Source organism: Vreelandella nigrificans, assembly GCF_002374315.1.
GTDB classification, from domain to species: Bacteria; Pseudomonadota; Gammaproteobacteria; order Pseudomonadales; family Halomonadaceae; genus Vreelandella; species Vreelandella nigrificans.
This window is the reverse complement of record NZ_NWUX01000002.1, coordinates 156,581-171,183: the sequence shown is the minus strand read 5'-3', so window position 1 is coordinate 171,183 and position 14,603 is coordinate 156,581. Positions and strand designations below refer to the sequence as shown.

Sequence of the window (14,603 nt, the reverse complement as noted above, 5' to 3'; positions counted from 1 at the left end):
ATGAGTTTGCGGGTTATTTTACGCATTTTAGGTCTGCTTCTGATGCTGTTTAGCCTCACGATGCTGCCACCGATGCTGATGTCGCTATGGTTTCGAGACGGAGTTTGGCACGCCTTCATGAGCGGCATTGCCATCACCGTGGCTACCGGTCTTGTCCTTTACCTACCAAACAGGAGTGCTCATAAAGAGCTGCGGATTCGCGATGGTTTTATTATTGCGGCCATGTTCTGGACGGTACTAGCACTGTTCGGTTCGCTTCCGCTCATGCTGTTTGGCGGAGGATCGCTAAGCATCACCGATGCCGTGTTTGAGTCGTTCTCGGGACTGACCACCACAGGTGCTACGGTGATTACCGGTATCGATTTTCTGCCAGAGTCCGTGCGCTATTATCGTCAACAGCTACAGTGGCTGGGCGGTATGGGGATTGTCGTTTTAGCCGTCGCCATCTTGCCCACCTTAGGGGTTGGCGGTATGGCACTTTATCGCACTGAGATTCCAGGGCCGCTGAAGGACTCCAAACTCACGCCGCGTATCACCGAAACTGCCAAAGCGCTGTGGTATATCTACGCGACACTTACCCTTGCCTGCATGGTGGCCTATATGTTGGCGGGCATGAATTGGTTTGATGCCTTGAGCCATAGCTTTTCAACTGTCGCCATCGGTGGCTTTTCCACCTATGACGCCAGCATCGGTTACTTTGATAGCGCCACGATTGAACTGATCTGCATTGCATTCATGCTGATTTCGGCGTTCAGCTTCAGCCTGCACTTTATTGCTTGGCGTGAAAAAAGCCTGATGCACTATTTTCACGATCCTGAAGCGCGCTTTTTGATGCTTTTTCTGCTCGCGCTGACAGTGACAACTGTACTTTCTTTATGGTTAACAGACACTTATGACACGCTCCGTGGTCTACGTCATGGAGCTTTCCAGGTCGTCTCAGTGGCGACTACCGCAGGCTTTAGCGTCGCCGACTTCTCCATGTGGCCTGGGGCCCTGCCCTTTTTACTGTTTGTGGCAGCTTTTGTGGGCGGCTGCTCCGGCTCTACCGGCGGCGGCATGAAAGTCATTCGGATTATTTTGATTTTAAAACAAGGCATGCGTGAAATTATGCGCCTGATCCACCCCAACGCTGTGATTGCGGTCAAAGTCGGCAAAGTCAGCGTTCCCGATAGCATTGCCCAAGCGGTATGGGGCTTCTTTTCGGTGTATGTAATGCTGTTCTTTTTAATGCTGGTGGGGGTAATGGCGACCGGCGTTGACCAAGTCACTGCATGGTCCACCGTTGGCTCAGCGCTTAACAACCTTGGGCCAGCCCTCGGCGAAGCCAACAGCCACTATGGCGACTTGCCAAGTCTCGCCAAATGGATTCTGGTCATGGCCATGCTTCTGGGCCGTTTGGAAATTTTCACAGTGCTGGTGCTATTCACTCCCGCCTTTTGGCGCCGTTAACCAAGTACCGCTTTTTATTTGTGCTTTCATATTTTATACATTGAGTAATAGTCATGACCCAAGACAACAGTTCACCGCTGGCAACAGCGGCTAATACCCTGCCAACTACCAGCGGTCCCTTAAAAACCGTCACCGTGGGTAATACCCACTACACCCTGCTAGGCACTGCCCACGTTTCGGCGGAAAGTGCTGAAGATGTCCGCACCCTTATCGATAGCGGTACCTTTGACGCTGTTGCTATCGAGCTTTGCGATGCCCGCCACTACAGCATGAATAACCCTGACGCCATGGGTGAACAGGACCTGTTCCAGGTATTCAAACAAGGCAAGGCCGGTATGGTGGCAGCAAGCCTTGCACTTGGCGCCTTTCAGCAGCGTATTGCCGAGCAGTCAGGCATACAGCCCGGCGCTGAAATGCGCGCGGCGGTGGAAGCCTGCCAGAGCCGTGCACTTCCACTGCTGCTGGTCGATAGGGATGTTGGCATTACCCTGAAGCGGATTTACCGTAATGTGCCCTGGTGGCAGCGATTTTCGCTCTTCTCCGGTTTGATTGGCAGTGTCATGTCACGCCAAGACGTTTCAAAAGAGGATATCGAGAAGCTAAAAGAAGGCGATATGCTTGAAGCGACCTTCAGCGAGTTCGCCGCCGAATCGGAAGCACTCTATACCCCACTTATTCGTGAGCGCGACCGCTACATGGCGCTACGGCTAGCCGAAGACGCACCTCCAGGGCGTTATAAAAACGTGCTAGTGGTGCTGGGAGCAGGACACTTAAAAGGCACTGTAGAACATCTAGAGGCGCCACTCCCAGACCGCCCTAGCGTTGAGCGTGAAGCCTTAGAAGCAACGCCACCACCCTCAAAGCTGTGGAAAGCCACCCCTTGGCTCATTACCCTGCTGGTACTTACAGGCTTCGTAATTGGCTTCTCACGCAATACCGAGCTTGGCTGGCAGTTGGTGATCGAGTGGTTTTTAATCAATGGTATTCTTTCTGCAGGTGCGACAATTATCGCCCTTGCCCACCCAGTGACCGTCATCGCCACTTTTTTTGCAGCGCCACTTACCTCACTTAACCCTACTATTGGAGCGGGCTTTGTAGCCGCTGGGGTAGAGCTTTTTATGCGTAAACCCAAAGTCCGCGACTTCTCTACTCTGCGCCATGATGTTACGGAGTTAAAGGGCTGGTGGAAAAACCGTGTCTCACGCACCTTACTGGTATTTCTTCTAGCTACGCTTGGCTCAGCGGTAGGCACTTGGGTCGCAGGGTTTAGAATTGCCGGCGCTCTGTTTGGTAGCGGCGCTGCGTGAGCACAATAAGACAAGCGCCGTGGCAGGCCGATGCGCTACTACTATTGGTGACCATACTGGCAGCAGGCGGGTGGATTTTTTCTAAAGAAGCGTTGGCGGGTATGCCGCCACTGCTGTTTATAGGCACACGCTTTCTGCTTGCGGGGCTTATCTTGTTAGGCTTTGCTTGGCCGACGTTGCGACACTTGCCTGCTCGCCGAATTTGGCGGGGTATATGGGTAGGGTTTCTATTTAGTGCTGCCATTGCCTTTTGGGTATTGGGTCTACAGCACTCTTCCCATCTAGGTGAAAGCGCCTTTATCAACAGTCTCGGCATACTATTAGTGCCGGTAGTCGCACGGCTGCTATTTGGTGATCGCCCACCGCGCTCCACCTGGATAGCATTGCCGGTAGCATTAATTGGCTTTGCCCTGTTGTCTTTAAACGCTGGCTTCAGGGTCGAGACCAGCCAGCTGTTCATGGTTTGCGCAGCACTGTGTTTTGCCCTGTTGATTAATGTGAATACTCGGGTGGTCCGCAACATACCCGCCCTTCCCCTGACCACACTGCAGCTATTGTCCGTAGGTAGCGTGCTTACCTGCCTATCACTGCTGTTTGAACATCAGCCAATGGCGTTAAATATCTCAATATTGGGCTGGTTTATCGCCAGCGTACTGCTGGCTAGCTCGCTGCGTTTTTTCCTGCAGATCAAAGCCCAAGGCATGACCACCCCAAGCCATGCAGCGGTCATTTTAATGCTTGAGGCGGTATGGACGGCGCTGCTGGCTGCCTGGTGGTTTGGCGAAACCATGGCTCCCTTGCAACTGCTCGGTTGTAGCCTGATATTTGCTGCCCTACTCATCAACCGCTGGTACTGGGTACGCAAAGTTATACTGCGCTGGCTACCAGGTGTTCAGCGCTAACCCTGCCTATCCAGCAGCCTCTGCATGGAGGGGGTTTGCTCATCGATTTTACGGTAGTAGCGGCTGGCGGCATAACTGTCGTTAAACACGTCGAAGTAGTCATCCAACACGTTCGCGGCTACTTTGTCGCCGCTTTGACGCAACAACTCAATGGCCACTTCCGCTGTGCAAAGGTGTGCCTTAGAAGCAGGCTTGCGCAGCTGGTAGCGGGTTTCTCGCTCGGTGCGCAGTGGCAAAACAGGTAACTTATCCAAGTAAGGGCTCTTGCGGAACATCCGCCTTGCTTGGCGCCACGTGCCATCTAAAATCACAAACACTGGGATACGCGCCTGCTGCTTAACGGCAAGCACAGCGTTGATATCCACCACCCGCTCGGCGTAGTCAGGCTGGTCATCGGGGAAAATTACAAACGGCGCGTAACGCGGGTCTTCAAGAAGTGCGGCAAGCTCTTCATCAGGCGCGACTCGATACCAGGTAAAGACCTTGGTATTCGCCAACACATCACTAATCAACCGGCCAGTATTGGTCGGTTTAAAGTGCTCAAGAGGATGAGTGATGAGCCAAACCTGGGCATCGCTTTGCGCTTTCACCTGATAAGGGCATAGGCAGTTAAGCTCAGGCAGGTTGCAGCCTTCACAGCGCTTAACAAAGCTTCCCCGCGCTTTAAACTCACGCCTAGGTGGGCGAGGATGTCCGGTCGCAGGGTCGAACTCCGCCAAGGAAGAGTCTTCTTCAGAGGGCGACGAGCTAGAAGGCAACGAACTAGAAAGCAGCAAACTAGTAGGCAGTGACGTAGCGTCAGACATCCGCGCTCCAACGAGTAGCAAAGGGCGCAGAGTATAAAGCAGGCCGCCCACCATGACGAATCCCTAGCACTGATCAATCTAACAGCTAAATCTATCCAACCAGGCCAGTAAACCAAAATATCTTTAAAAGTTGACACTAAAAGCGCATCGCCGATAAAGTCTCGTCAACTTTCAAAAGAAAAAAGGTTGACCCGTGACCGCCACTGCCTTCAATACCAGCACAGCCGCCCCACGTCACGACTGGACGCTGGAAGAGATTAACGCGCTGTTTGCGCTGCCCTTCAACGACCTATTGTTTAAGGCCCAGCAGGTGCATAGGGCACACTTTGATGCTAACGCAGTGCAGGTTTCCACCCTATTATCGATCAAAACCGGCGCCTGCCCGGAAGACTGTAAATACTGCCCTCAGTCCGGCCACTACAATACCAAACTCGAAAAAGAGAAATTGTTGGAAATCGAAAAGGTCGTGGCTCAAGCCAAAGCTGCCAAGGAGGCTGGTGCAAGCCGCTTCTGTATGGGTGCCGCCTGGCGCAGCCCGCGTGATAAGGACTTGTTACTGGTCGAAGAGATGGTTCGACAGGTGAAAGCGGTAGGTTTAGAAACATGCATGACGCTGGGTATGGTCGATGGAGAACAAGCCAGCCGACTGGCCACTGCTGGGCTTGATTACTACAACCATAACTTGGATACCTCACCGGATTACTACGGTGAAATCATCACCACCCGTACCTACAGCGACCGATTAGAAACGCTTGCCAACGTCCGCGAGGCGGGCATGAAAGTGTGTTCTGGCGGTATTCTCGGCATGGGTGAAGATGCCAAAGATCGTAGCGCACTGTTGCAACAACTGGCCAAGCTGTCGCCGCACCCGGAATCCGTTCCGATTAATATGTTGGTAAAAGTACCCGGCACACCGCTGGAAAATGTTGAAGACCTAGACCCCATTGAGTTTATCCGCGCTATTGCGGTGGCCCGCATTATGATGCCACAGAGCCACGTGCGACTTTCTGCTGGCCGGGAGCAAATGAGTGACTCAACCCAAGCTCTAGCGTTTTTAGCTGGCGCTAACTCAATTTTCTACGGCGACAAACTACTAACCACGGGCAATCCCCAGGCAGATCGAGACCGTGCACTGTTTGCCAAACTGGGACTACATCCAGAAAAGCGCGAGACCTGCGAGAGCGAAGACACCCAAGCCGCCCGACTCGCCCAGCAAGCACAGCAGCAGGTACACGCCGAGCGCGCTGCCAAGCTAGCGGTAGATGCCAGTGTCTAAAGCGTGGCAAGAGCGTTTAGCCAATGCTCGCGAACAGCGTATTCGCGAGCAGCGCTGGCGGTGCCGCTTAGTAAACACCCGCCGTTGGCTAGACTTTGCAGGTAACGATTACCTCGGCCTAGCCCACGATCCTCGGGTACAGGCAGCCCAGGCAGAGGGCGCTCGCCGCTTTGGAGCAGGTGCCGGAGCATCGCATCTGGTCAGCGGCCATTTAGATATTCACGACGCCCTGGAAGACGCCTTAGCGCGTTGGACCGGCCGCGAACGTGCGCTGTTGTTTTCGACTGGCTATATGGCCAATCTCGGTGTTCTACAGGCACTGGCCGACTCACATACGGCCATCTTTCAAGACCGTCTGAACCATGCCTCGCTACTAGATGGCGCCACGCTTAGCGGCGCGCGCTCAAGGCGCTTTCATCACCGCGATAGCAGTGATCTAGAGCGCCTGCTGTCGCGTAGTACCGCCACTCACAACCTAGTGGTCAGCGACGGCGTTTTTAGCATGGATGGTGACGTTGCCGATATTACCGCCCTTGGCCAATTAAGCCAGCAATACAACGCCTGGCTAATGATTGATGACGCCCATGGCCTGGGCGTTCTGGGCAATAATGGTAGTGGCTGTGTGGAAGGATTCAACAGCGACACTGTGCCTATTTTGGTGGGTACTCTGGGCAAAGCGCTGGGGACTTCTGGTGCCTTTGTGGCTGGCGACGCCGCACTGATTGAGCATATTACTCAGTTTGCTCGTAGCTATGTGTACACCACCGCACAGCCCCCAAGCATTGCAGCATCGACCCTAGCAGCGCTAACGATCGTTCAGCATGAGCCCGAACACCGCCTGCGACTCCAACAACATATCAACTACTTCCGTCAGCAGGCCGAAGCGCTTGGACTACCACTCGGTAACTCTCACACCCCCATTCAGCCACTCTTGCTGGGTAACGAACTGCGCACCATGACATGGGCGACAAGGCTCACTGAACTGGGTATTCAAGTTGGCGCTATTCGGCCACCCACGGTGCCCAAAGGAGCGGCGCGGCTTCGTATTACGCTCAGCGCCCGCCACACCCCTAGCGATATTGACCGCTTACTGGAAGGGCTAGAGAGCTGCCTACGTGAGGACGTGGTATGTCCCGCATAGCTGCTGGCTTAGACTCTCCTGGCCGAGTCTCTCCTGGATTAGACTCACAACATCTGGTGCTACTCTCAGGCTGGGGGGTTGATAAGCGCATCTGGCAGCTACTCGCCCCTCACTGGCCCGCCAGTTTAGAGGTCAGTAGCGTGGACTGGCCAGGCTACGGCAAATCACCGCCACTGCCAGGGCAAGCCTCGCTTGGCACCCTTGCCAATACCATGTCAAACCTACTGCCTAGTGACGCTATATGGGTTGGCTGGTCGTTGGGCGGGCTATTAGCGACCGCACTGCTCGATCAGTTACCCGCTCCGCGAGGCTTGATTCTGATCGGTGCAGGAGAGCGTTTTTGCAGTGATGACGGCGTGAGCAGCACTGAACTTGCCAGCTTCCGACGTGCCTTTAACCGCGACCCATACGCTACTTGGCAGCACTTTTTACGCTGGCAGGCCCAGGGAGAACCTAACTCCCGCCATATCCATCAGCAGCTACGCGAACTGTTAGGTGATGCTCCTAGCGCAAATCTCCGCACCCTTGAGCAAGGGCTTGAGTGGTTATCTACATTAGATAACCATCCACGCTTGTTGAATGCCTCATGCCCCGTGGTGCGTTTAGCGGGTGAACACGATCCGCTAATAGGCGACAGCGCCCGTAGCAAAGCCATTCAACTCCCCCATTCCGGGCACTGCCCCATGCTTTCCCAGCCAGCACTACTGGCCACCGTCATCGCCGAACAGGCCACTACTATTGGTCAGCAGGCCGTCAAGGAGAGCCTATGAGCAGCACTGCAGTCTCACCGACAGCCCACATGCCAAACTGGCAGGCAAATGTCGCTCGGGCTTTCTCCAGAGCAGCACCGCGCTACGATGCTCTGGCTAACGCCCAGCGCCAGATTGGCGAAACGCTATGGCCAGCGCTGCCCAGCCGTGCTGCAAATATTCTCGATCTAGGCTGCGGCACCGGCTACTGGACCCAGCGGTTGGCAGAACGCTTCCCCCAGGCCCAGGTAACGGGGCTAGACCTTGCTCCCGGCATGCTCGCTCATGCCCAGGCATGTTATGGCGATGCAATTACCTGGCAACAGGGTGATGCTGCCGCGCAGCCATTCAAGAACGACAGTTTTGACCTGGTATTTTCTAACCTGGCTATTCAGTGGTGCCGCGACATAAACGCCGTGATGGGTGAACTTGAGCGGGTGCTTATCCCTGGTGGCCAAGCGTATATCACCACACTGCTGCCCGGCACACTGGCAGAAGTCGCCACCACTTGGCAGCGGCCAGAAGCACTGCTGCAAACGCCAGATGCCCAAACAGTTAAACATGCCGTAACCCAAAGCGGTTTGACACTGACTCAGCACACAGCCGAGCAGCGGCAGTTTTACTACCCCGACCTAAATGCCGTCATGGCCTCGATTAAAGGTGTGGGCGCCCAAGTAGCAAGGCCCAATGCTCAGCTTACCCGGCGGGAACTGGCCGCTGCTCAGGCGCGCTTTGAAACCCTACGCACCCCTTTGGGCCTGCCCGTTAGCTACCACTGCTTCACTCTGCACCTGGAAAAAACGCGATGACCGCTTATTTTGTGACCGGCACCGATACCGATGCAGGTAAAACCCTAGCCACCAGCGCACTGCTGTGCGCTGCTCGCGAACGTAAACTCAGCACACTAGGCCTAAAACCAATTGCGTCAGGTAGTCGTATGACTCCCGACGGACTACGCAATGGTGATGCCCTAGCGCTTCAGGCACAAAGTACCCCATTGGCCGAATACGCCACTGTTAACCCTTGGGCGTTTGCTCCGGCTATCGCACCACATCTGGCCGCCCAGGAAGCAGGCGTTGATCTAAGCATAGACAGCATTGCCGCCATACTGCGCGATACCCTCAGCAATACGTCACGGGACCTAACACTCATTGAAGGTGCCGGCGGATGGCGGGTACCACTGAACGCGGATGAAGATTTCTCCGACATTCCACGCGCCTTGCAGCTACCGGTTATTCTGGTGGTAGGGCTTAAACTGGGCTGCCTTAACCATGCTCGGCTCACCGCAGAGGTGATCTCCTCCGATGGCTTAACGCTCGTAGGTTGGGTTGGCAGTGTGGTGGACCCTGAATTTGCCGCTGACCACATGCGTTTTGAGGCTAATATTGCGCTGCTCAAAAATACCCTGGCCGCACCATGCCTCGGTATTATTCCCCATTTGGCTATCGCTGAAGCGGCACACGCCCAGCCATATCTATCGTTGGCACCGCTGCTCAACGCCCCCTCGCCGCATCAGGAAGTTGCATTATGAGTTCACCCGTTTGGCACCCGTACGCTCACCTTAAAACCCAATCTACCACTCCCAAAGTAGTTGGCGGCAGCGGTAGCCACTTTACCCTGGAAAGCGGCGAGCGCTTATTGGATGCTACCTGCTCCTGGTGGTGCATGATTCACGGCTACAGCCACCCGCGTTTAGTGGCAGCAATTCGCGAACAGGCAAGCGAGCTTTGTCATGTGATGCTCGGCGGTCTTACCCACGAGCCCGCAGATCAGCTAGCCCGCGAGCTGGTGCGTATCACCCCCTCCGGGCTGAACCATGTGTTCTACTCCGATAGCGGTTCAGTGGGTATGGAAGTCGCGATGAAAATGGCGCTGCAGTATCAGGTGCTTATCGGCCATCCCGAAAAGCACAAGATGCTTTCGCTCATGAAGGCCTACCATGGCGATACCACTGGCTGTATGGCAGTCTGCGACCCTGAAGAGGGCATGCATAGCTTGTTCGCCAGCCTACTGCCACAGCATCACTTTGCCCCCGCGCCTACCGCACCGTTCAACGCTACGCCTGAGCAGGTAGCCTGCGACTTAGCAGCGCTACGCGAAGTATTAGCACAACATCACCACGAGATTGCCGCCCTGTTGATGGAGCCACTGTTACAGGCTGCGGGCGGACTCAACATGACCTCGCCAGACTACTTGCGTGGCGCACGCAAGCTGTGCGATGAGTTTGGCGTATTACTGATTTTTGATGAAGTGGCCACTGGCTTTGGCCGTACCGGAAAGCTGTTTGCCGCCAACCACGCAGACGTTACCCCAGACATTATGGTGCTATCCAAGGGGCTAACCGGTGGTTACCTAGGCCATGCGGCAACACTTGCCACCGACCGCGTGCATAGCGCCTTTATTGGCGATACGCCCCACCACGCCTTTATGCATGGCCCTACCTTTATGGGCAATCCGCTGGCCTGCCGTGTTGCGCTGGAAAGCCTGCGAGTCTTTGAGGAAGAGAATTATCTCGGCAAGATTGCCCAGTTAAATCACTTACTCAGTCGTGAGCTAATCGACGACGAACAACTACGCTCCCACAGCAAGGTAGCCGATGTACGTGTCCTCGGTGCCACTGCGGTCATTGAGGCCCACTCCCCGGAGGCGCTTAAAGGCGTAGGCGACTTCGCCCGCCAGCGTGGCGTATGGCTGCGTCCCATTGGCCGCTGGCTGTATACCATGCCCGCCTACATCACCTCGGAAGCGGAAATGACGAAGGTTACCAACGTAATGAAGGCATGGTTTCTCGAGCAGTAAACAGTTCAGGAAAGCAGCAGATTGCCCTGCTGCTTCCAGCGATTCACCAACGCAGGAATGCCCTCGCCTGCGGTGGTGTTAATCGCCAGCACACCCGGTGGTGTTAATGCATCAGCATCGGGGTCAACCAGCGCGCAAGGCGTATCGTAGTCGATATAATTCAGTAGCGACGCGGCTGGCATCACCGCCAGGGAGGTGCCCACCACCAGCAAAAAGTCCGCCTGACTGACAAGTTCGCAGGCGTCTTCAAACAGCGGCACCGCCTCACCAAACCACACCACATCGGGGCGCAGCTGGCTGCCTTTATCACAAATATCACCCAGCGCAATGCCGCCCTTGGGTAATGGATAACGCAACCGCGTATCCACAGATGAGCGCGCCAGCAAAATCTCACCATGCAAGTGCAACACATGGCGCGATCCCGCTCGTTCGTGCAAATCATCAATATTCTGGGTAACAACACTCACCTTAAAGCCATCTTTTTCCAGTGCCGCTAGCGCCTTATGGGCCGCATTGGGTTTGGCTTTACGAATCTGCTCGCGGCGCTGATTATAGAAATCCAACACCAACTGCGGATTGCGCTGCCACGCCTGGGGAGTCGCCACATCCTCGACCGGGTAGTCTTCCCATAAGCCATCACTGGCACGGAACGTTTTAATACCACTTTCGGCGCTAATTCCTGAACCAGTAAAAACCACTAAGTGTGGTGGTGCTGTCATAGTTGCCCTCGGTTAAGTCGCTACTGATTGCGCTTTAATATACCAGCTGCCCTATCGTTCCCGCGAAACGCTGCTTATTGCGATAGGGGTAAACATCAATTACTCGCCCATCGACAATTGCCTGCTGCAGCTCTAGCCAGTAGTTAGGGTCGAATAACTCAGGATGCTGCTCCATAAATAGAGCGCGTAGCTCAGGGTTGGCAAACATGAATGGCCCGAACTCCTCTGGAAAAATATCATTGGGGCCAATAGATAAACTCTCACCACCCCCCGCTTGAAAATCATTACCATAGGACTTGGGGATGTGCCGAAAACGGCACTCGGTGAGATAGCTCACCTCATCATAATCATAAAAAATCACCCGACCATGGCGGGTAACGCCGAAGTTTTTTAGCAGCATGTCGCCAGGAAAGATATTGGCCGCCGCCATCTGCTTAATGGCGTTGCCATAATCTTTGAGCACCATTACTTGCTCATTCGGACTGCACTGCTCCAGGTAAATATTTAGCGGGGTCATCATCCGTTCGGTATAGCAGTGCTTAATAATCACTTTGTCATCTTTAAGCGATACCGTTGAGGGTGCTACCTCTAGCAGGTGCTCCAAGCAATCTGGTGCAAAGTGATCCTGGCGTACGATAAAGTTTGAAAACTCCTGAGTATCCGCCATACGGCCAACCCGGTCGTGACGTTTTACCAACCGGTACTTCTCGCGCACCACAGCGTGGGTGACCTCTTTGGCTGGATCGAACTTATCCTTAATGATCTTGAATACAGTGCGAAAGCTGGGTAGTACAAATACCGCCATCACCATGCCGCGCACACCTGGTGCAATCACAAACTGATCCTCACGTTTGGCCACCTGCAGGTTTAACGCTCGGAAAAATTCGGTTTTGCCATGCTTAAAAAAGCCGATCGCCGCATATAATTCCCCTTCAGGTTTATGGGGCATCAACTGCTTTAAGTAGTAAACAAACTCCCCTGGCACCGGCACATCCACCTGAAAATAGGCACGTGTGAACGAGAAAATAATTGAGACTTCATCGGTTTCGGTCAGCACTGTATCCAAGTGTAGGCAAGGGTCACCCCCCTGTTGCTCACCAAAGCCTTCGCCGTGCAGTATCGGTAACACCAGCGGCACCTGCTCACCGCCCCCCAGAATACGGCCAACCAAATAAGCACCTTTGTTGCGATAGAAGACACTTTTCAATAGCTCTAGCTGGGCATCCTCTGCCCGCCAAATGTCATCAGGAAGTTGGGTTTCCAGCAGCTCTGCCCCTAGCGCAATATCGCGTGGGAGATCGGCAAAAGGGTTGTCAAACGGTGCCTCTTCAAGCGCCCATGCCAGTGCCGCTGACCAATCGCCGTTTACCGCACGCCTCCGACACAGCTCAATACCGGAGTGATGAGCAGCATCCTCCCGGGAGCTATATACAAACATCCAGTCGTTACGAATGTGCCGGTGATGAAACACCGAACAGAACAGAGAGTTAAAAAATGTCTCTGCCAGTTCATAATCAAGCCGCTGGCTGATCATCTGAGCGTAGTGCTCCCGGCCTTCCCGCCAGGTTTCACAGTACGCTAGTACGTCATGGGCAAAGGTTCGCTGCAAGCGTTCCAGCGTACCGTTCACTTTCTCTTCATAAAGATTTATCCGTGCCGCCGAAGCCTGCTGCGCTTCACGCCAGGCAGCATCTCGAAAGCGGCGGCTAGCATCAATGGTGATCTGTTTAAAACGTGCACGGTACTCGTCAAATCCATGCAGGATAGTGGCTGCTAATCGATACGCAGGGGAAAGTTTCACGGGCAGGCCTCCTGATTATTTTTTCCAGCTTCGCGTAACGGGAAACTACATGCGAGAAGACCTTGGTGGGTAACCCGTGCTTTTTTAGCAAGCGGGCATCCTGTTTTAAGCGCTCGGGACAAAAAAGCCTCTGCGCTTATTCGCGCAGAGGCTTTTCTCACCTAGCTACATCCGTGTTGTCATTACAGCTTAACGACAGGTACTCCATCAGCAGGCACGCTACCGTCTAGCTCTTCGGGCAAAGTAGTCACCAGTGCAAACTCTTCTTCAGCAGTTTTCGCCACTAGCTTGTTTTTGCTGTAGAGGAAATAGTACGCCGCACCAGCAATAAATAGCACAATGGTGTAGTTAAACGCGCGAGGGTCAAAAGCATAAACCCCTGTGAGAGCAATAATTGCCAGCACCAGAGCAATGGAGGAGGTCACAATGCCACCTGGGGTTTTATAGGGGCGTGGCAGGTCTGGCTGCTTTAAGCGCAGCAGAATATGGCTTAGTGCCATCAGCGCATAAGAGATCGTGGCACCCACCACCGCCATTGCTAACATCAAGTCACCTTCACCGCTTAACGACGCTAAAAAGCCGAAAACACCCGGTACAATTAGCGCCAGATAGGGGACTTTACGCCCGCTGGTCAGGGACAGTTGCTTTGGCAAGTAGCCTGCGCGGGAGAGTGCAAACACCAGGCGGCTATAGCCGTAAATAATCGAGAAAAACGAGGCTACCAGTCCAGCCAAACCCAATATGTTTACCAATGTGGCAAGCGTGGGGTTGCCCGTCGCATTAAGTGCATCTACTAACGGCACACCACTTTGGCCAATCATCTCAGCGCCTGCTGCCCCTGCCAGCAGCACAACTACCAAAAGCGCGGTGAAGAGTAGAAACAGCATCGCAGCAATAATACCTCTGGGCATATCCCGCGCCGGATCTTTAGCCTCTTCCGCCGCCAGTGGCACACCCTCTACCGCCAAAAACAGCCACATGCCAAATGGCAGTGCTGCCCAAATGCCATACCAGCCGTAGGGCATAAAGGTACTGGCTCCCGCTGCGTCCGTAGGCGCAATATCAAATAAATTCGCAGAATCAAAATTGCCTATCAGCGCCACCGCTGTCGCGAGAATCGCAAATACAGCCAAGCCGCTAATCACCATCATCACTTTTAGTGCTTCACCGACCCCCGCCAGGTGAATACCGATAAATACCGCATAGAACAGCAGATACACCATCGGTCCGTTAATGCCCAGTAACGCTTCCACTGCCGAGCCAATGAAAATCACAATGGCAGCAGGCGCAAGGGCGTACTCAATCAGTACTGCCAGTCCCGTTAAATAGCCGCCCGTGGGACCCATCGCTTGGCGAGCAAAACTATAGCCACCACCGGCGGCGGGTATCGCTGCTGACATTTCCGCGAGTGACAGCACCAACGCCAAGTACATGAGCGCCATTAAGCAAGCGGCAATTGCAAAGCCGCCCCAGCCCGCTTCGGCAATACCGAAATTCCAACCAGCAAAGTCACCGGAAATTACGTAAGAAACCCCAAGCCCTGCCAATAATAGCCAGCCAGCGGTACCTTTACGTAGCTGGCGTTTGGCCAGATACGCTTGATCTACAGGAGGTTGTGTCATTTGTCTTGCCCTTTTCAGTGTGGAACGCAATC

General features: G+C 54.2%; 13 protein-coding genes. 9 read left to right on the top strand and 4 right to left on the bottom strand.

What is annotated here, in order from left to right:
• The 3 genes from CPA45_RS03960 to CPA45_RS03950 are packed head-to-tail and all read left to right on the top strand — an operon-like array spanning window position 1 to window position 3,658.
• On the top strand, window positions 1–1,449 hold the full coding sequence (locus tag CPA45_RS03960; RefSeq protein ID WP_096650345.1) for a TrkH family potassium uptake protein: 1,449 nt from the start codon (window positions 1–3) through the stop codon (window positions 1,447–1,449).
• A 53-nt stretch (window positions 1,450–1,502) separates the two neighbouring features.
• Window positions 1,503–2,756 carry a TraB/GumN family protein gene (locus CPA45_RS03955; RefSeq protein ID WP_096650344.1) on the top strand — a complete coding sequence of 418 codons (1,254 nt, stop codon included), beginning with the start codon at window positions 1,503–1,505 and terminating at the stop codon, window positions 2,754–2,756.
• Window positions 2,753–3,658, top strand: a complete 906-nt coding sequence (locus tag CPA45_RS03950) for a DMT family transporter (RefSeq protein WP_096650343.1) — start codon at window positions 2,753–2,755, stop codon at window positions 3,656–3,658. The genes CPA45_RS03955 and CPA45_RS03950 overlap by 4 nt, the downstream gene beginning before the upstream one ends.
• On the opposite strand, the gene CPA45_RS03945 is transcribed toward CPA45_RS03950, so the two are convergent.
• Window positions 3,655–4,464, bottom strand: coding sequence for a tRNA-uridine aminocarboxypropyltransferase (locus CPA45_RS03945; RefSeq protein ID WP_096650592.1), 810 nt, complete (start codon window positions 4,462–4,464; stop codon window positions 3,655–3,657). The two genes, CPA45_RS03950 and CPA45_RS03945, sit on opposite strands and share 4 nt — an antisense overlap.
• Window positions 4,465–4,657: 193 nt before the next feature.
• Here CPA45_RS03945 and bioB point away from each other — a divergent pair, with 193 nt between their 5' ends.
• The 6 genes from bioB to bioA are packed head-to-tail and all read left to right on the top strand — an operon-like array spanning window position 4,658 to window position 10,429.
• Window positions 4,658–5,740 carry a biotin synthase BioB gene (bioB, locus tag CPA45_RS03940; RefSeq protein ID WP_096650342.1) on the top strand — a complete coding sequence of 361 codons (1,083 nt, stop codon included), beginning with the start codon at window positions 4,658–4,660 and terminating at the stop codon, window positions 5,738–5,740.
• Entirely contained in the window at window positions 5,727–6,881 is a 1,155-nt protein-coding gene (bioF, locus tag CPA45_RS03935) for an 8-amino-7-oxononanoate synthase (RefSeq protein ID WP_096650341.1), read from the top strand. The genes bioB and bioF overlap by 14 nt, the downstream gene beginning before the upstream one ends.
• Window positions 6,869–7,651 (top strand): alpha/beta fold hydrolase, encoded by a 783-nt coding sequence (locus CPA45_RS03930; RefSeq protein ID WP_096650340.1) that lies wholly within the window; start codon window positions 6,869–6,871, stop codon window positions 7,649–7,651. Before bioF ends, CPA45_RS03930 begins: the two co-directional genes overlap by 13 nt.
• On the top strand, window positions 7,648–8,439 hold the full coding sequence (locus tag CPA45_RS03925) for a methyltransferase domain-containing protein (protein WP_096650339.1): 792 nt from the start codon (window positions 7,648–7,650) through the stop codon (window positions 8,437–8,439). The genes CPA45_RS03930 and CPA45_RS03925 overlap by 4 nt, the downstream gene beginning before the upstream one ends.
• Window positions 8,436–9,161: a dethiobiotin synthase gene (gene bioD, locus CPA45_RS03920; RefSeq protein ID WP_096650338.1), complete on the top strand. Its 726-nt coding sequence runs from the start codon at window positions 8,436–8,438 to the stop codon at window positions 9,159–9,161. The genes CPA45_RS03925 and bioD overlap by 4 nt, the downstream gene beginning before the upstream one ends.
• Window positions 9,158–10,429, top strand: a complete 1,272-nt coding sequence (gene bioA, locus CPA45_RS03915; protein WP_096650337.1) for an adenosylmethionine--8-amino-7-oxononanoate transaminase — start codon at window positions 9,158–9,160, stop codon at window positions 10,427–10,429. The genes bioD and bioA overlap by 4 nt, the downstream gene beginning before the upstream one ends.
• A gap of 5 nt (window positions 10,430–10,434) precedes the next feature.
• Here the strand turns inward: bioA and CPA45_RS03910 are convergent, their stop codons facing one another.
• The 3 genes from CPA45_RS03910 to eat form a co-directional block, all read right to left on the bottom strand.
• Window positions 10,435–11,148 carry an SIR2 family NAD-dependent protein deacylase gene (locus CPA45_RS03910; RefSeq protein WP_096650336.1) on the bottom strand — a complete coding sequence of 238 codons (714 nt, stop codon included), beginning with the start codon at window positions 11,146–11,148 and terminating at the stop codon, window positions 10,435–10,437.
• Window positions 11,149–11,182: 34 nt separating this feature from the next.
• The gene (aceK, locus tag CPA45_RS03905) at window positions 11,183–12,949 is read right to left on the bottom strand and encodes a bifunctional isocitrate dehydrogenase kinase/phosphatase (protein WP_096650335.1); all 1,767 of its coding nucleotides are present in this window, start codon (window positions 12,947–12,949) and stop codon (window positions 11,183–11,185) included.
• Window positions 12,950–13,131: 182 nt separating this feature from the next.
• Complete coding sequence (eat, locus tag CPA45_RS03900; protein ID WP_096650334.1) at window positions 13,132–14,571, bottom strand: ethanolamine permease; 1,440 nt, start codon at window positions 14,569–14,571, stop codon at window positions 13,132–13,134.
• Window positions 14,572–14,603: the final 32 nt, after the last annotated feature.